The sequence below is a fragment of the Paramicrobacterium humi genome (assembly GCF_900105715.1).
GTDB lineage: Bacteria > Actinomycetota > Actinomycetes > Actinomycetales > Microbacteriaceae > Paramicrobacterium > Paramicrobacterium humi.
Map to the genome: position 1 here is coordinate 1498155 of NZ_FNRY01000001.1, position 15316 is coordinate 1513470.

20 protein-coding genes and 1 riboswitch are annotated in these 15316 nt (G+C 69.1%); of the genes, 12 read left to right on the top strand and 8 right to left on the bottom strand.

What is annotated here, in order from left to right; translation table 11 throughout:
• Positions 1-3: 3 nt before the first annotated feature.
• From BLV49_RS07510 to BLV49_RS07530, 5 genes are all read right to left on the bottom strand, one after another.
• The gene (locus BLV49_RS07510) at positions 4-666 is read right to left on the bottom strand and encodes a response regulator transcription factor (protein ID WP_091182159.1); all 663 of its coding nucleotides are present in this window, start codon (positions 664-666) and stop codon (positions 4-6) included.
• Positions 667-686: 20 nt separating this feature from the next.
• Positions 687-2087, bottom strand: a complete 1401-nt coding sequence (locus BLV49_RS07515) for a sensor histidine kinase (RefSeq protein ID WP_245723575.1) — start codon at positions 2085-2087, stop codon at positions 687-689.
• Between the two features lie 93 nt (positions 2088-2180).
• Entirely contained in the window at positions 2181-2825 is a 645-nt protein-coding gene (locus tag BLV49_RS07520; protein WP_091182167.1) for an NADPH-dependent F420 reductase, read from the bottom strand.
• Positions 2826-2897: 72 nt separating this feature from the next.
• Complete coding sequence (locus tag BLV49_RS07525; RefSeq protein WP_091182170.1) at positions 2898-3296, bottom strand: hypothetical protein; 399 nt, start codon at positions 3294-3296, stop codon at positions 2898-2900.
• A gap of 186 nt (positions 3297-3482) precedes the next feature.
• Complete coding sequence (locus BLV49_RS07530; protein WP_091182174.1) at positions 3483-4514, bottom strand: LLM class flavin-dependent oxidoreductase; 1032 nt, start codon at positions 4512-4514, stop codon at positions 3483-3485.
• Positions 4515-4686: 172 nt separating this feature from the next.
• On the opposite strand from BLV49_RS07530, the gene BLV49_RS07535 reads away from it, so the two are divergent.
• The 3 genes from BLV49_RS07535 (at position 4687) to BLV49_RS07545 (ending at position 6296) form a co-directional block, all read left to right on the top strand.
• Positions 4687-5124 (top strand): SRPBCC family protein, encoded by a 438-nt coding sequence (locus BLV49_RS07535; RefSeq protein WP_091182179.1) that lies wholly within the window; start codon positions 4687-4689, stop codon positions 5122-5124.
• The gene (locus tag BLV49_RS07540; RefSeq protein WP_091182182.1) at positions 5121-5441 is read left to right on the top strand and encodes an ArsR/SmtB family transcription factor; all 321 of its coding nucleotides are present in this window, start codon (positions 5121-5123) and stop codon (positions 5439-5441) included. Before BLV49_RS07535 ends, BLV49_RS07540 begins: the two co-directional genes overlap by 4 nt.
• A 66-nt stretch (positions 5442-5507) precedes the next feature.
• Entirely contained in the window at positions 5508-6296 is a 789-nt protein-coding gene (locus tag BLV49_RS07545; protein ID WP_091182184.1) for an alpha/beta fold hydrolase, read from the top strand.
• On the opposite strand, the gene BLV49_RS07550 is transcribed toward BLV49_RS07545, so the two are convergent.
• Positions 6297-7643, bottom strand: a complete 1347-nt coding sequence (locus BLV49_RS07550) for an MFS transporter (RefSeq protein ID WP_342706620.1) — start codon at positions 7641-7643, stop codon at positions 6297-6299. It lies immediately after the preceding gene.
• Between the two features lie 91 nt (positions 7644-7734).
• Positions 7735-7798: riboswitch (guanidine-III (ykkC-III) riboswitch) on the top strand.
• 16 nt (positions 7799-7814) lie between these two features.
• Here BLV49_RS07550 and BLV49_RS07555 point away from each other — a divergent pair.
• Both BLV49_RS07555 and BLV49_RS07560 read left to right on the top strand, forming a co-directional pair.
• Positions 7815-8129 carry a DMT family transporter gene (locus BLV49_RS07555; protein WP_091182187.1) on the top strand — a complete coding sequence of 105 codons (315 nt, stop codon included), beginning with the start codon at positions 7815-7817 and terminating at the stop codon, positions 8127-8129.
• Positions 8130-8498, top strand: a complete 369-nt coding sequence (locus BLV49_RS07560; protein ID WP_091182190.1) for a DMT family transporter — start codon at positions 8130-8132, stop codon at positions 8496-8498. It abuts the gene before it with no gap.
• On the opposite strand, the gene BLV49_RS07565 is transcribed toward BLV49_RS07560, so the two are convergent.
• Complete coding sequence (locus tag BLV49_RS07565; protein ID WP_091182193.1) at positions 8474-9229, bottom strand: SDR family oxidoreductase; 756 nt, start codon at positions 9227-9229, stop codon at positions 8474-8476. The two genes, BLV49_RS07560 and BLV49_RS07565, sit on opposite strands and share 25 nt — an antisense overlap.
• Positions 9230-9426: 197 nt before the next feature.
• Here BLV49_RS07565 and BLV49_RS07570 point away from each other — a divergent pair, with 197 nt between their 5' ends.
• From BLV49_RS07570 to BLV49_RS07600, 7 genes are all read left to right on the top strand, one after another.
• Positions 9427-9972 carry a hypothetical protein gene (locus BLV49_RS07570; protein WP_091182196.1) on the top strand — a complete coding sequence of 182 codons (546 nt, stop codon included), beginning with the start codon at positions 9427-9429 and terminating at the stop codon, positions 9970-9972.
• Between the two features lie 187 nt (positions 9973-10159).
• Positions 10160-10504, top strand: a complete 345-nt coding sequence (locus BLV49_RS07575) for a hypothetical protein (protein ID WP_143033995.1) — start codon at positions 10160-10162, stop codon at positions 10502-10504.
• Positions 10505-10569: 65 nt separating this feature from the next.
• Positions 10570-11250: an NAD(P)H-hydrate epimerase gene (locus BLV49_RS07580; protein WP_091182205.1), complete on the top strand. Its 681-nt coding sequence runs from the start codon at positions 10570-10572 to the stop codon at positions 11248-11250.
• A gap of 64 nt (positions 11251-11314) precedes the next feature.
• Positions 11315-12367, top strand: coding sequence for an IS30 family transposase (locus BLV49_RS07585; protein ID WP_176980764.1), 1053 nt, complete (start codon positions 11315-11317; stop codon positions 12365-12367).
• Between the two features lie 51 nt (positions 12368-12418).
• A complete protein-coding gene (locus BLV49_RS07590) occupies positions 12419-13948 on the top strand; it encodes a deoxyguanosinetriphosphate triphosphohydrolase family protein (RefSeq protein WP_091182209.1) in 1530 nt (509 codons plus the stop codon).
• A gap of 58 nt (positions 13949-14006) precedes the next feature.
• Positions 14007-14258: a type II toxin-antitoxin system prevent-host-death family antitoxin gene (locus tag BLV49_RS07595; RefSeq protein ID WP_091186968.1), complete on the top strand. Its 252-nt coding sequence runs from the start codon at positions 14007-14009 to the stop codon at positions 14256-14258.
• On the top strand, positions 14255-14668 hold the full coding sequence (locus tag BLV49_RS07600) for a PIN domain-containing protein (RefSeq protein WP_091182211.1): 414 nt from the start codon (positions 14255-14257) through the stop codon (positions 14666-14668). Before BLV49_RS07595 ends, BLV49_RS07600 begins: the two co-directional genes overlap by 4 nt.
• Before the next feature lie 15 nt (positions 14669-14683).
• On the opposite strand, the gene BLV49_RS07605 is transcribed toward BLV49_RS07600, so the two are convergent.
• Positions 14684-15274: a TetR/AcrR family transcriptional regulator gene (locus BLV49_RS07605; protein WP_176980765.1), complete on the bottom strand. Its 591-nt coding sequence runs from the start codon at positions 15272-15274 to the stop codon at positions 14684-14686.
• Between the last annotated feature and the right edge of the window lie 42 nt (positions 15275-15316).

Consider the following 15316-nt stretch of genomic DNA (forward strand, 5'->3'; position numbering starts at 1 on the left):
GCGTCACCGTTGCAGCCAGGCGAGCACGGCGAGCACCCGGCGGTGGGCCGAGCCCGAGTCGTCGAGGCCGAGCTTGCCGAAGATCGACGTGATGTTCTTCTCGACGGCTCCGACGCCGATGAACAGCGCTGCCGCGATCGCCTGATTCGTGCGGCCCTCGGCCATGAGCGTGAGCACTTCGCGCTCGCGGTCGGTGAGAGTCGTGAGCGGATCATGGCGTCGCCCGATGAGCTGCGCCACGACCTCGGGATCGAGAACCGTCCCTCCCGTCGCGACGCGGTCGATCGCGTCGGAGAGCTCGGCGAGGGAGGCCACGCGGTCCTTCAAGAGGTAGCCGACCCCGCCGGCGCCCGACCCGAGCAGCTCGTGCGCGTACGTGGCCTCGACGTACTGCGACAGCAGCAGGATGCCGAGCCCGGGTCTTCGCGCCTTGAGGTCGATTGCGGCGCGCACGCCCTCGTCACGGAAGCTCGGCGGCATCCGCACGTCGAGGATCGCGACATCGGGCGCGAGCTCGCCGATGCCGGCCAGGAGCGAGTCCGCGTCGCCGAACGCGCCGACGACGTCGTGGCCCGCCTCGTCGATCACGCGCACGAGCCCCTCGCGCAGCAGAACGGAATCGTCGGCGACGACCACGCGCAGCGCGCTCGGGGAGCCTCGTGTCATGCGCCCAGCCTAAGGGGCGCTCAGGCGGGCAGGTGCGCCGACACTGTCGTCGAGCCGCCCGCCGGGCTCCACACCGCGAGAGTGCCGCCGAGGCCGCGCGAGCGCTCCTCGAGTCCTGCGAGTCCGTGGCCGGGAACGGATGCCGCTCCGCCGCGCCCGTCGTCGACGACCGTCACCTCGAGCCACCGTCGGCCCGCCGCGTCCGCCTCGCCCAACGCGAGCCGGACGAGCGCGGAGCGGGCGCCGCTGTGCTTCGCGACGTTCGTGAGCGCTTCGGCGGCGATGAAGTACGCGTTGCGCTCGAGCTCGAGCGGCAGCCGCGTCTCGGGCGGCAGGGTCGACTCCAGTCGTGTGGGCACGGTGCTGCGGGCCGCGAGCGACTCGAGCGCCGCCACGAGACCGCGGTCGAGCAGCAGCGGGGGAGCGAAGCCGCGCGAGAGGCCGCGCAGCTCCTCAAGCGCCTCGCGTGACTGCTGCGTCGCCGACGTGAGCAGCTCGCGCGCGGCATCCGGGTCCCGTTCGAGCGCTCGCTCGGCGGCGGCGAGATCCATCTGCAGCCGCACGAGCCGCTGCTGCGGTCCGTCGTGGATGTCCCGCTCGAGGCGCCGCAGCGCTGTGCCCTCGGCGGCGACGGCGGCGGTGCGCGACTCGGCGAGTTCCGTCACCTGCTCGCGCAGCGCCGTCGACGAGAAGCTGCCGAGCATGACGCGAGCGACGCCCCAGCCCAGCGCGGTCAGCGCGCGCGTCACGAACGGCAGAGTGGCCAGGAACAGGATGCCGAGGATCGTGCCGGCGATCATGTCGCCGTAGCGATCGGGCATCGTTATCGCCCCGCCCGACACCCACTCAAGCAAGTTGCCGTCGTTCTGCTCGGGGAGGAACCAGCCGTAGATCCACTGGGTGGCGCCGGCGATGCCGACCGTCGTCCAGGCGAACGCGACGGTCCACGAGAGGATGCCGATAACCGGTGCGACGATCATCGTGTGCACGAGCGCGAGCCACGCGTGCGGGTCTGCGAGCATCGCGAGGATGCCGGCGAGACCCCGTTTCTCGGTGTGCGGCCAGCGCGGCCGCGGGATCGGCGGGAAGCCGGACAGGTCGAGGCGCATGAGCTCGAACGCGCCGAAGCCGCGGGCGACGTACAAGCTCGCGACGATGATGGGCAGCCCCACGACGAGAACGATCGTGCCGGCGCCGAGGCTGAACAGCGTGAGCGCGACAGTGAGGCCGACGACGGTGATCGGCAGAAGCGGAAGCAGGTAGCCGAGCTCGCGCGGCACGCGACGCCACAGCCGCAGGTACCGGTTCGGGAACGCGGAGGCGTCGGCGCTCGCGGGCGGCCGCGTCGCGGCATCCGTGCTCGTCATGGTCACCATGCTCTCAGGTGACGGGCTCGTGGTGGTGTCAGTGGGAAGAGGCATGCTTCTAGCCTCGCGAGGGAGCCGTCGGGTGAGAATCAGGCGGGCTCCCGGACCGCGGTGGGGCTAACCCCCGCCGCGATCCGGGGGCGCGACTCACATGTCGCGGTAGCGCTTGGCTGCGGCGAGCTTCTCGGTCAGCTGCTCGGTCGTGAGCCGCGGACCATACGCGGGAGTGTCGCGCTGGATGCGCCAGGAGTCGGCGAGATCGCCCATGTCGTAGGGCTCGAAGCCGATCGAGTCGATGAACGCGGCGACGCGCGCCTTCGCCTGGGCGTCGTCGGACGCGACGATGAGGGCGCGGCGACCGGGCGACCCCGCGGGAGAGGCGTCGGCCGTGATGTCGCGCGCGTAGATGTGGTTGAACGCCTTCACGACATGGGCGCCGGCGAAGTGGCGCTGCACGAACTGCGAGGTCGTGAGCTCCTCCGTGTCGAGCTCGGCGATGTCGCCGTCGCGCTGCGGGTAGTAGTTCGTCGTGTCGATGACCACTCTGCCGTCGAGAAGGTCGGCGGGGAGGTCCGGCACGGCGGCGAGGGGAATCGTCACGACGACGAGGTCGGCCGTCGCGGCATCCTGGGTCGTGCCCGCGGTGGCGCGTTCGCCGATCTCGTGGACGAGACCGTGCAGGCTTTCGGGGCCGCGCGAATTCGACAGGATAACGTCGTAGCCGCTCGCGGCGGCGACCCGCGCGAGCTGGCTTCCGATGTGGCCGGAGCCGATGAGTCCGAGTGTTGTCATGACGGGGACAACAGCGGTCGATGCCCGTTATTCCCGGACGGGCCGGGGGATGACGGGCATCGGACGGGCGGCTCAGGCGGGGATGTCGCCGGGGCCGGGGATGACGGTGAACGGTGTGATCTGGCTGTCGCCGGGCACGTTCGCGCCGTTGCCGACGCGGGCGTTGGCACCGATGCGGGAGTGACCGCCGACGCGGGCGCCGTGGCCGATGCTCGCGTTCTGGCCGACGTGCACGTTCGCGCCGATGACGGCGGCGGCGCCGACGGTGGCATCGCGGTCGATCCACGCGGTCGCGCCGATCCAGGCGCCGCGGCCGACGATCGCTCCGGGCTCGACGTAGGCGGTCCGTTCGATGTGTGCGGTCGGGTCGACCGTGGCACCCGACGCCACGAGACCGCGGCCGAGCGGGTGGCGGCGGTAGCGCGTGATCGTTCCGGTGTCGGTCTCGACGACCTCAGCGGGTGTGCTCAATGAAACTCCTCAGGGACTGGGTTCATTTGACATAACAAGACGCGGGGCCCGTGGATTCCCGCGGGGGACCAGCAGGGGCCGAACGCTGCCGAGGCCACGGCAGGGCGAAGCGCACGTCAAATACTCTCCGCGCGCCACCATAACAGAACAACTGATGAAAGCGAAAAACCGCGGCCGTGTCATCGGTCAGCTGCTCAGGATGTCGCGCACCATCGGAATGACCTTCGAGCCGTAGAGCTCGATCGACTCAGCCAGCTGACTGTGCGGCATGGGGCCGTTCGAGTACTTGAGGTCGAAGCGATCGAGCCCGAGGGTGCGCACGGTGTTCGCGATGCGGCGGGCGACGGTCTCGGGCGAGCCGACGTAGAGCGAGCCGCCGTCGGCTTCGGCGAGGAACTCCGCCATGCCCGTGGGCGGCCAGCCGCGCTCGGCGCCGATGCGGTCGCGGTTCGCCTTGAAGTGCGGGTACAGCTGCTCGCGCGCGAGCTCGTCTGTCGCGGCGATGTGCCCCGGCGAGTGGGCGCCGAGCGGCATCCGATCACGACCGAGCTCGTCGGATGCGCGGTGGTAGAGGTCGACGTATGGGCGGAAGCGCGCGGGGTCGCCGCCGATGATGGCGAGCATCATGGGGATGCCGTAGCGCACCGATCGCACGACCGACTCGGGGCTGCCGCCCACGCCGATCCACGCCGGGATGCGCCCGCTCTGGGTCTTCGGGTAGACGTTCACGCCGTGCATCGGAGTGCGGAAGGTGCCCTGCCAGCTCACCGGCTTCTCGTCGAGAAGCTTCGCGAACAGGTCGAGCTTCTCATTGAACAGCGTCTCGTACTGGTCGAGGCTGAAGCCGAACAGCGGGAAGGACTCGGTGAAGCTTCCGCGGCCGAGGGTGATCTCGGCGCGACCACTGCTCGCGGCATCCAGTGTCGCGAAGCGCTCGTACACGCGAACGGGGTCGTCGCTCGAGAGCACGGTCACGGCCGTGCCGAGGCGGATGCGGCTCGTCTGTCCGGCGATCGCCGCGAGAACCATGTCGGGGGAGGTGATGGCGTAGTCGTCGCGGTGGTGCTCCCCGAGCCCGATCGCGTCGACGCCGACCTGATCGGCGAGCACGGCTTCGGCGATGACGTCGCGGATCACCTCGTGGGCCGGCTTGCGGCCGCCGGCGTCATCGAGAGTGATGTCGCCGAAAGTGTCGAGTCCCAGTTGGATGTCGCTCATGGTGTCCTCACGGTCGCGGAGCTCGAGACTCCGATTTATGCGTCTGCATGGAAATCTAACGGAGTCTGTCGGCCGTGTATTCCGGCAGGGCTGAAGCGTCCACGAATTGCAACCTGACGGTTGCGAGCTGACCCCGCCTGTGCAACTATCGAGTTGCAGGAGGATTGAGCTCATGGACGACTTCGACAGCATTGAACGCCGCGTCGAGATCGCGGCGCCCATCGCGCGGGTGTGGCAGTTGGTCTGCGAGCCCGGCTGGTACATCAACGACGGCAGCCTGACGCCGCATCGCATCGAGAAGCGCGGAGAGCTGAGCATCGTGCACGACCCCGTGCATGGTCCGTTCGCGTTCGCCGCTGTCGAGCTCGACGAGCCGCGCTATGCGGCCTTCCGCTGGCTGCAGGATCCGGAAGACCCCGAGACCCCCTCGACTCTCGTGGAGTTCCGCCTCACCGAGACGGCGGCGGAGTCGGTGATCCTCTCGGTCGTCGAGAGCGGGCTCGCGTCACTTCCCGGCACCGCCGCCGAACGCCGTGAGCGATTCGACGACAACGTCGAGGGCTGGCGCATCGAGCTCGCTCTTGCGAAGCGCCACCTGGAGGGCGCGTGAGTTCGTCGACCGTCGATGTCGCGGTGTTCGCGGCTCTCGGCGACGCCACACGGTGGGCGATTCTGCAGCGGCTCGGGCGCGAGGCGGCATCCGCGTCGGCTCTGGCCGAGGAGCTGCCGGTGTCACGCCAGGCCATCGTGAAGCACGTGCGCGTGCTCGAGCGCGCCGGGCTCGTCACCGCCGAGCGCCATGGTCGTGAGGTTCGCTTCGCCGCTCTCGGGGCGCCGCTGAGTCAGGCTGCGCGGCGGCTCGAGAAGATCGGCAGCGCATGGGAGGCGCGCCTTGCCCGCCTGAAGGCCGGCGCCGAGCGCGAATAGAGTCGCTCGACCCTTGCCGCGGATGCGGCGTCGGTGCGACTCTTGTGGAGGCGCGAAGGAGTGGACATGGCTGAGTTCGCAGTATCGGCAGACGGCACGCGCATCGTGTTCGAGCGGCGCGGCCGAGGACCGGCGGTCATCATGGTGCCGGGGGCGATGCAGCAGCGCGCGGGAGATGCGATGACGGCGGCGCTCGCCGAGCGCCTCGCCGCCCGCGGCTTCACGAGCGTGCACTACGACCGCCGCGGGCGCGGCGAGAGCGGGCCGGTCCAGCCGCAGGATGCCGGAAGCGAAGTGCAGCGTGAGATCGAGGACATCGCCGCCATCGTGCGCGCCGTCGGCGGCACCGCGTCGCTGTTCGGCAACTCCTCCGGCGGCGCGCTCGCCCTGTGGGCGGCGCAGTCCGGCGTCCCGGTGTCGCGCATCGCCGTGTGGGAAGTGCCGCTCGCGACCGATGACGACGGCGAGGCCGCTGAGAATGTGGCCGTGCTGCGCTCTCGCGTCGCGGCGAAGCAGAACGAAGCAGCGCTCGAGCACTTCATGAAGGACATGCCGCCCGCGTGGCTTGAGGGAGCGAAGGCGGGTGGCGCGTGGCCCGGCATGGTCGCGCTCGCGCCCTCCCTCGTCGCCGACGCCGCATCGCTCGCGATCGGGCCGCGCGAGAGCTTGTGGTCTCACGTGACCCAGCCGGTGCTCGTTCTCGTCGGCGAGCAGACCCTTCCCGTGTTCCCGCCCGCCGCCGAGCTGCTCGTCGACACGCTCGCCGACGCGCGACGGCAGACCATCGCGGGCCAGAGCCACCAGTGGCAGCTTGAGGCGATGGAGTCAGCGCTCGCCGACTTCTTCGGCGCCTGACTACGGCTGCGGGTCAAGCGCGTCGTATGCGGCGAACCGCGGGTGCGTGCGCACGAGCAGCCAGACGAGAATGACGATGAGGATGCCGCCGACAAGCGGCGGCGCCCACAGGGCCGCGAGCGCCGTGAACGCGCCCGCATAGAGGTCGCCGATGCGCGGGCCGCCCGTGACGACGACGGTGAAGACACCTTGAATGCGGCCGCGCATCGCGTCCGGCGCGGAAGCCTGCAGCAGCGTCATGCGGAAGATCGAGCTCACGTTGTCGGCGCCGCCCGCGACGACCATGCAGAGGAACGCGAGAATGAGCGCCGGCCAGTTCACGTCCGCCTCGCTCGCGACTCCGCCCGTGAGCGTCGTCCACAGCAGAACGATCCCGAACCCGAGCGTCGCGAGGGCGAACACCGAGATCGCGTTGCGGATCGCGAGGCCCTGCAGGCGCACACCGCCGAGCCGGCCCGAGAACACGCTCGTGATGAACGCGCCGATCGCGACGCCCGCGGTCAGCACGCCGACCGTGATCGCGCCGCCGCCGAGAAGCAGTGCGCCGACGGCGGGGAACAGCGCGCGCGGCTGCCCGAAGGTCATCGCGACGATGTCGACGATGAACGACATGCGGATGTTCGGCGCCGTGCGCAGGAACCGCAGGCCGTCCACGATCGAGCGCAGCCCCGCCTCGCGGACGTCCCCCTCGGGCTCGAGGTGCGGAAGCGACGCGATGCCCGCGAAGGCGAACGTGAACAGCACGACGTCGGTCGTGAACGTCCACTGCACGCCCACGCCGGCGACGAGAACACCGGCGAGCGCCGGGCCGACGGTGACCATGACGCCCGCGCTGATTCCCGTGAGAGCGGATGCCGCCGGCAGCAGCTCGAGCGGGAGCAGCCGCGGCAGAATCGCCTGTCTGGTCGTGCCGAGCACGGTGGCCGCGACGGTGTTGACCGTCATCACGAGATAGAACGGCCAGGTCACGTCGACGTGCGCCCACGCGAGCGCCGCGAGTCCCGCCGTGGAGATCCACGCGACGATCGCCGCGACGAGAGCGACGGTGCGCCGGTCGAACGTGTCGGCGAGCATGCCGCCGTACAGGCCGAAGACGAGCATGGGCACGAGCGCGAACAGGGCGACCATCGACACGGCGAACGTCGATTGGGTCAAGTCGTAGATGTGCAGTCCGACGGCGACGATCGTCATCTGGCTGCCGATGCCCGCGATCGCGTTGCCGCCCCACAGGCGCGCGAACGCCGGGCTCTGCCGCAATGGCGTCAGGTCGGCGAAGACGCCCGTGCGCGGCGGATCGTGCGGTTGCTCCGGCACGCTCTCGCCGGCCGCTTCGGGCTTCTCGCTCACGGCACGATCACCCGGTGACGCTACCACGCGGCGGGGCAGAGCGGCGGCGTGCCGCGTTCCAGTTCTGCACAGGCGCGCTCGCTATCCTTGAGTGAAGGCTTCGACCGAGCCTGCGGACGAGGGCGCAGTACCCGCACAGCGACAAGACTGACCACGGAAAGGTGAGTTGTCGTGGCCTGGGTCATCCTTATCGCGTCGGGGGTGCTCGAAGCCGTCTGGGCGAGCGCCCTCGCGGCATCCAACGGGTTCAAGAAGGTCGTCCCCTCGATACTTTTCGTCGTCGCCATGGGCGTGAGCATGGCGGGGCTCGCGTTCGCGATGACGAGCATCCCGACGGGAACCGCGTACGCCGTGTGGGTCGGCGTCGGCGCCGTGCTCACGGCGGTGTGGGCGATCGTGACACGCCGCGAACGCGCGACCGTCACGCGCGTGCTCCTTCTCGCGGGACTCGTCGCCTGCGTCGTCGGTCTCAAGGTGGTGAGCTAGATGCACTGGATCGTCCTCATCGTGAGCGCGGGCTTCGAAGCCGTGTGGGCCACGGCGCTCGGCGCATCGCACGGACTCAGCGAACCCGCGCCCACCGTCGTGTTCGCGCTCGGCCTGACGGCGAGCATGGTGGGCCTCGGCGTCGCCATGAAGCGCATCCCCGTGAGCGTCGCGTATGCCGTGTGGACGGGACTCGGAGCGGCGCTGACCGTGAGCTACGCCATGCTGTCGGGGCTCGAGCCCGTCTCGGTGCTCAAGGTGCTGTTCCTCGCGGGCATCGTCGGCTGCGTCATCGGCCTCAAGTTCGCGGCGCCCGCGCCGGGCGAGCGCGCCGAGCCGGACACTCAGCCCGGCGAGACGGCGCCGTAGCGCTCGGCGAGGTAGTCCTCGTACGTGCGGGTGCCGTACGGCGGGCCCGGCACCATGTTGCGCCGCTCCCGCAGCGCGCGATACAGCTTCCCGGGCAGTCGGAACGTCACGACGCGCCCGCGCGATCCGCTCGCCCGTCGCCAGCGCCTCGCGTACTCCGCGGCGCTCAGCCGCTCGGGCCCGCCGATGTCGGGCACTCGGCCGGCGGCATCCGACGCCGCGAGCTCCGTGAGCCGCGCGGCGACGTCGAGCGTCGAGATGGACTGGAAGCCGATGCGCGGAACGAACAGCACGGGCAGCCGACGCTGCACGGTGAACAGGCCCGTCACGAGTTCGTGGAACTGGGTGGCCCGCAGGATCGTGTGCGGCAGCGGCGAGTCCTCGAGCATCCGCTCGACGGCGAGCTTCGTGCGGTAGTAGGGCATGGGGATGCGGTCGACCCCGACGATCGACAGGTAGATGAGATGACGGATGCCGGCGCGCTCCGCCGCGCGGAACAGCAGCGCGGACGTCTCCTCGTCACGCGAGAGACCGCTCGTGGCCAAGTGCAGCACCGTGTCGACGCCCTCGAGCGCCTCGGGAACTCCGACGCCCGACACGAGGTCGCCGAGGGCACGGCCGGCGCCGGGCCTGCGGCTCAGAACCCGCACCGCGTGACCCGCGCGGCGCAAGGCGTCGACGGTCGGCACGCCGAGCCGGCCGGTGCCGCCGGTGACGAGGATTTCGGGCATGTCTCCATTCTCGTTCGCACCCGAGTTTCTGGCTAGGGGAGCCGGGCTGACAAAGCCCCGAGGAAGGGCTATATTGGTCGGCGGCCTGAGAGCTGCCCCGGCGTCGTGCGCAGCAGCATCCACTCGTCTCGGGCCCGTGAAGACCGGCCGACTGGACCGGCACCCGCTGTGCGGGACCTCCGAGAGAAAGCATGAGAGTGAGCGCATCGTCCGTCGTTCTGCGACGTGGGGACTCCCTTGACTGTCTGAACGAGTTTGAAGCCGAAGCCACCGGGCACGGCATCCTGACTCGCGAATTCGAAGACTTCGTTCTGCATCCCGCCGACCCCGGCGCCGCCAAGGCGCTCATCGTCGGCGTCGACCTGTCGACGTGCGATCGCGTGCGCGAGGTGAAACGGTCGCTGCGCCGCATCGAGCAGCAGATCGACGACTCGTGCGCGCTGCTCGAGGGCGACGCGCACGTGTACGTCATCATCAAGGGCGGCGCTGCACGGTCGTCGCGCGTGCTGCCGATCTACGAGACGCTCGCCGAGAAGCTGCACGCCCTCGCGGGCAGCTCGCACGGCATCGAGATCACCTCGCGCGTCATCGACTGCACGGACTGCACCGACAGCAGCCTGCTCGCCCGGCGCATCGTGGGCGACGTGTCCTCCGCCGAAGACGGCACGCCCGCCTCGGCGCTCATCTGGCACGAGCTCGCCGACTCCTCGATCAGCCAGGCCGCGCTCAGCGACTACCTGTAGGGAGCGGATTCGGGGGGCCTCAGACTGCTTGAGGCGGGCTCATCGGGCGAAGCGTCCTGCAACCCGCTCCTGCCCTGAATAGGGTGCTGCCGCTGCGGAGCAATCTCGGCCACACTCGCTCTGACCAGCTGAAGCATCCCGTTGTGCAGCCATGTGCCGCGAATGCCGAGTATCGAGGGCGATGGAAGTGACGGAGGAGCGGACCGCTACTGCTCGCCCGTGGACAGCGCGCCGGACGTGGACGATGATCATCTGGCTGGTCCTGCCGCTCTTCAATGTGCTCGTCCCGTTTTATCTCGCGGCCATGCACTTTGCCGCGTTGTTCTCGTTCGGGCCGCCGCCTTCCGCTGAAGAAATCCGGGCGCAAGGCTGGCTTCTGAGTGCCGTCCGGCTGTGCACGTTCTCCGCCACCGTTCTTGTCGTCGGGATCGCGGCGTTCCTCAACGCGCGCAAGCACTCGATAAACCTCTACGTGGCCGCGGTGCTGAGCGTCGCCGTCTCAGGGTTCTGGCTCTGCTTCTCGCGTCAGTGAGGCTGCACCGCTGTCGGTGACCAGGGGCCTCGACGCGCACGCGGCGCTGCACTAACGTTGCCGGCATGGAGGCATACACGGCCTCGCAAGTGCGCACCGCCGAGAAGCCGCTTCTCGACGCGGGCGTCCCACTCATGCAGCGTGCCGCGACGGCGCTCGCCGCCGAGATCCGAAGCCTCCTGCCCGCCGATGTTCCGGGCAGCGTGCTCCTTCTTGTCGGCTCCGGCAACAACGGCGGCGACGCCTTGTTCGCCGGCGCCGAACTCGCCCGGGCCGGCGTGCGCGTCGGCATCGTCGAGACCGCGGACCGCGTGCACGATGGTGGCCTGCTCGCGGCGCTCAACGCGGGCGCGCATACCGTGCACGCAGCGGACGGCGACACGCTCGAGGTGGGCGGCTACGACGTTCTCGTCGACGGAATCCTCGGAACCGGGACGAGTGCGAGTCCCGTGCTGCGGGGCCGGGCGCGGGAGATCGTGCAGCGGATTCTGCCGCAGCTCGGCGCGCAGCGGCATCCGATCGTCGTCGCCGTCGACCTGCCGAGCGGCGTGCATCCCGACACGGGCGAGGTGCCGGATGAGACGGTGCTGCCGGCCGAGGTGACCGTCACCTTCGGCGCCGCGAAGACGGGGCTGCTGCGGGAGCCGGCGTCGGAGTACGTCGGACGGCTCGTCGTCGCCGACATCGGGCTCGGACCCGAGCTCGCGAAGCTCCCGGATTCTAAACGGAAGCGCAACGCCTTCTAGGGTGTGGTTGTTCAGATCATCACCGTGAAAGGGTTGCGCTTCCTTGGGTGCACATTACCGTCATTTGTGGATTGAAGACCGGGTAGAGATTCAGAAGCTCCACGAGCAGAAGTACAGCGGCGCTGAAATCGCCCGACGACTCGGAGTGGACCGCTCCACGATCAGTAGGGAGTTGCATCGCGGGTCCTGGCAGCCGGAGCAGGACCACGCGAACCTGCGCCCGTATCTGCGGAACAAGCTCGACACGAGAGACCCGCATGAACGCCTGTATCTGGCCGGGCAGGCGCAGCTGCAAGCGGACACGCGTGCGGCGCGGTCGCATCAGCCGTATCGGATGATGTGGGATCGGCTGGTCGACTGGGTCATCAGCCACCTCCGGAAGGGGTGGACCCCGGAAGAGATCAGCGGCCGGCTCCCGATCGAGTTCCCCCACGAGCCACGTATGCGCACCAGTGTCGAGACGTTATACGCGTGGATCTACCACCCGAACCAGCAGCACCGGCGGTTGCCGGAGTATCTGCGCCGGGGACAGAAGAAGCGCCGCAAACGACGCGGCAGGCGGGTGCATCAGCAGCGAATCCGGTGGCGGGTCTCGATCCATGATCGTCCCGCCGTGATCGAGGACCGGGCCGAGTTCGGACATTGGGAAGCCGACAGCGTCCTCGGACGCGGCACCGGAGGCCTGCACACCAGCGTCGAACGAACCTCGCGGTATCTGGTCGCGAGGAAGATCCCGGAGATCACCGCTCAGGCCACGCTGGAGGCGCAACTGGGCATGTTCACGGCGATGCCTGCGCACGCGGCCCGTTCGGTGACGGCCGATAACGGCAGCGAGTTCGCGTCCCACTACCGGCTCGCCGACACGCTCGGGATCCCGACCTATTTCGCGGACCCGTACTGCGCATACCAGCGCGGCACGAACGAGCACTTCAACGGCCGGATCCGCGGCTATCTGCCCAAACGCACCAGCTTCGCCGATCTCGACCAAGCCGAACTCGACGAATACGTCAACGAGATCAACAACCGGCCCCGCAAGATCCTCGGCTGGGCGACACCAGCCGAGGTTTTCCACGAACTATCATCGACCCAGGCCACACCCCATTGCACTTCCACTTAGAACCCGGGGCTGCAGGGGAAGTGACGCCGCCGCGCTAGGCTGAAGCGCACGATGCAGAAGACCCACATGACCGGCGGCCGCGATCGCACCATCCCCGAGACGCGCACGAACGGCGACGACGAATTCCGAGTCGACATCGAGCGCATCCGCTTCTCCCCCTACTTCTCCCGGCTCTCGGCGGTGACGCAGGTGATCCCGCAGGCGGGCTCGGGAACCGTCATCCACAACCGGCTCACGCACTCGCTCAAGGTGTCGGCCGTCGCGCGCTCCATCGCCATCGGGCTGCTCACCGGCGACGAGAAGACGCGCGCCGTCGTCGACGAGCTCGGTGGCTGCGACCCGGTGGTTGTGCAGGCGGCTGCGGCGGCACACGACCTCGGTCACCCGCCGTTTGGACACCTCGGTGAGCAAGTGCTCGACCGCGTCGCGCGCGACGAACTCGGCCTGCCGGACGGATTTGAGGGCAACGCGCAGACCTTCCGCATCCTCACCGCGCTCGACAGCTCGGACGCGACGCCGCGCGGACTCAACCTCACCGCCGCCGTGAGGGCCGCCGTTCTCAAGTACCCGTGGACGCGCAACGAGTGGCGTTCCGTGCGCGGTCGTTCAGCCGAGCGAATGCCGCGAGGCGTGGGGACTCGGCTCGCGACGGGCGCGCAGAAGTATTCGGCCTACGATGTCGAGGCGCTCGAGATGCACGCCGTCCTTGGTGTCTTCCCCTCGATCGAGGTGCACCAGCAGACCGTCGAGTGCTCGATCATGGACATCGCCGATGACATCGCGTACTCCGTGCATGATCTCGACGACTTCTACCGCGCGGGCGTTCTCGACCACACGACGGTGTCGGCCGAATTCAGCAGCTGGCTCACCCAGCAACGTGAACTCGAGGCGCTTGACGACAGCGAGCTCACGCTGCGCACTCCCGGGCACTCGCTCGAGGCGGCGTGGCGGCGCATGCGCCAGAAGGACTCCTGGATCGCGGATGTGGACACCTTCCGCGCATCCGTCGAGGGCGTGAATCGTGACTTCGTCGAGGGCCTGCTCACGATCCCGTACGACGGCGGGCTCGAAGCCGATCGCGCCGTGACGGCGTTCACGCGTCGCTGGATCGACCATCTCAAGGGGTCCATCGTCGTCGAACGGCATCCCAACATCCGCAGCGGGCACGTACGGCTCACGAGCCAAGCGTGGCACGACGTCAACGTGCTCAAGTTCGTGCACTCCCGCTTCGTGCTCGAACGCTCCGACCTCGCGGTCTTCCAGCGCGGCCAGGCACGCGTGCTCGAGAACCTCGCGAGCGGATTCCACGCGTGGCTCGATGACGAAGACGACGCCGCGCGCGCTCCACGGCGCCTGCTCGACTCGGTGGAGGCGGCGACCGCCGAGTACCGGCAGCTCCTCGTCGAGGCGCCGGAGTTCTTCGACGCCGACCAGGCGGGCAGCCTCGAGATCGAGCGACTCGGGCGGGCGCGCGCGATCGTTGACTACATCGCCTCGTTCACCGATGCGCAGGCCACGTCGGTCGCCGCGCTGCTCAACGGCACGTCGGAGGGCCTCTGGGAGGCTGGCCGCAGCCTCTAGCTCAGGGACATGCCAAGTTGTACCTACTGTAGGTAGAATGGGAGTGGAGGGGAGGATCATGGGCACGACTATCACCAGCCGCGAGTTCAATCGGGATGTGTCGGCGGCTAAGCGTGCGGCAGAGAAAGGTCCGGTGACGATAACGGACCACGGGCGCGCGTCGCATGTTCTCCTCACTGCCGAGGAGTACGACCGAATAGCCAATCAGGGCGAGCGGCTCGGGGAGCGTCTTCAGATGGAGAACGCGGAGAACGTCGATCTGCTCTTGCCGGAGCGAACCGGGTCTTCGCTTCGAGTTCCCGAGCTATGAGATATCTGCTCGACACGAATGTGATCAGCGACGCGCGCCGTCGCGGCACGTCCCCAGCCCTCGACGTTTGGCTGGCTGGCCAGCCCGTCGCGGAGCTTGCAATCAGTGCGATTACGCTGCTGGAACTCGATATCGGCATCCGGCGCCGCGAGCGCCGAGACCCCGTCGGCGGTGCCGCCCTGCGGCGCTGGTTGGACGAGCAGGTGGTCCCGACGTTCACGGGGCGTGTGCTGCCTGTTGACGAACGAGTGGTATTCGAGGCGGCGCGACTTCACACACCCGACCCGATGTCTGACATTGACGCCTTGATCGCGGCGACGGCTCTCGCGCACGCGCTGACACTTGTCACTCGAGACACCCGGGACATGGAGCGCACGGGAGTGAGTCTTCTCAATCCCTGGCTGTTGTGACGCTGGGGCGACCCATCAGCGCTCGGAGCCGGCAGGTCCGCCGGCGCTCGCGAGGGCGAGCAGGGCTTCGATGTGCGCCGCCATATCGATCGACGGGTCGAGCAGCCACTGCGTCTGCAGACCGTCCGTGAGCGCGATCGTCATCGTCGCGAGTGTGACCGCATCGACGTCGCGCCGCAGCTCGCCGGCATCCTGCATCTGCCGGATGGCCTCGGCGCTGCGCTCGCGCAGCTCCGCATAGCGCTGCGCGAAGAACGCGTGCGCGGGATGCAGTTCGTCCGTCGCCTCCGCCGAGAACTGCGTGTGCAGTCGCACGAGGCCGGCGACCTCGGCGTTGTGCCGCACCGCGTCGATGAGGATGGCGAGGGGCGTCGCGTCCTTCGTCGCGGCAGCGGAGAGTTCGTCGCGCTTGCGCAGCACCTCGGCGAAGAGCTCCTCCTTCGAGCTGAAGTAGTGCAGCAGCCCCGCCTGGCTCAGTCCGACGGCCTCCGCGAGCTCGCGCACCGAGGTGCGGCGATACCCGTGGCGCGCGATCACCTCGAGCGCGGTCGCGAGGATCTCCTCGCGCTTGGCCACGCCCTTCGCATACGAACCCCGCTGTGCCATGAGCACCATCGTAAGGGCAGATCTCAGTGCTTGCCGCTCAAA

What these genes read in the sequence shown, in the direction of transcription:
- BLV49_RS07510 (WP_091182159.1), bottom strand. Translation starts at nt 666, where the DNA reads ATGACACGAGGCTCCCCGAGCGCGCTGCGCGTGGTCGTCGCCGACGAT.
- BLV49_RS07515 (WP_245723575.1), bottom strand. Translation starts at nt 2,087, where the DNA reads ATGCCTCTTCCCACTGACACCACCACGAGCCCGTCACCTGAGAGCATG.
- BLV49_RS07520 (WP_091182167.1), bottom strand. Translation starts at nt 2,825, where the DNA reads ATGACAACACTCGGACTCATCGGCTCCGGCCACATCGGAAGCCAGCTC.
- BLV49_RS07530 (WP_091182174.1), bottom strand. Translation starts at nt 4,514, where the DNA reads ATGAGCGACATCCAACTGGGACTCGACACTTTCGGCGACATCACTCTC.
- BLV49_RS07535 (WP_091182179.1), top strand. Translation starts at nt 4,687, where the DNA reads ATGGACGACTTCGACAGCATTGAACGCCGCGTCGAGATCGCGGCGCCC.
- BLV49_RS07545 (WP_091182184.1), top strand. Translation starts at nt 5,508, where the DNA reads ATGGCTGAGTTCGCAGTATCGGCAGACGGCACGCGCATCGTGTTCGAG.
- BLV49_RS07560 (WP_091182190.1), top strand. Translation starts at nt 8,130, where the DNA reads ATGCACTGGATCGTCCTCATCGTGAGCGCGGGCTTCGAAGCCGTGTGG.
- BLV49_RS07565 (WP_091182193.1), bottom strand. Translation starts at nt 9,229, where the DNA reads ATGCCCGAAATCCTCGTCACCGGCGGCACCGGCCGGCTCGGCGTGCCG.
- BLV49_RS07580 (WP_091182205.1), top strand. Translation starts at nt 10,570, where the DNA reads ATGGAGGCATACACGGCCTCGCAAGTGCGCACCGCCGAGAAGCCGCTT.
- BLV49_RS07590 (WP_091182209.1), top strand. Translation starts at nt 12,419, where the DNA reads ATGCAGAAGACCCACATGACCGGCGGCCGCGATCGCACCATCCCCGAG.
- BLV49_RS07595 (WP_091186968.1), top strand. Translation starts at nt 14,007, where the DNA reads ATGGGCACGACTATCACCAGCCGCGAGTTCAATCGGGATGTGTCGGCG.
- BLV49_RS07600 (WP_091182211.1), top strand. Translation starts at nt 14,255, where the DNA reads ATGAGATATCTGCTCGACACGAATGTGATCAGCGACGCGCGCCGTCGC.
- BLV49_RS07605 (WP_176980765.1), bottom strand. Translation starts at nt 15,274, where the DNA reads ATGGCACAGCGGGGTTCGTATGCGAAGGGCGTGGCCAAGCGCGAGGAG.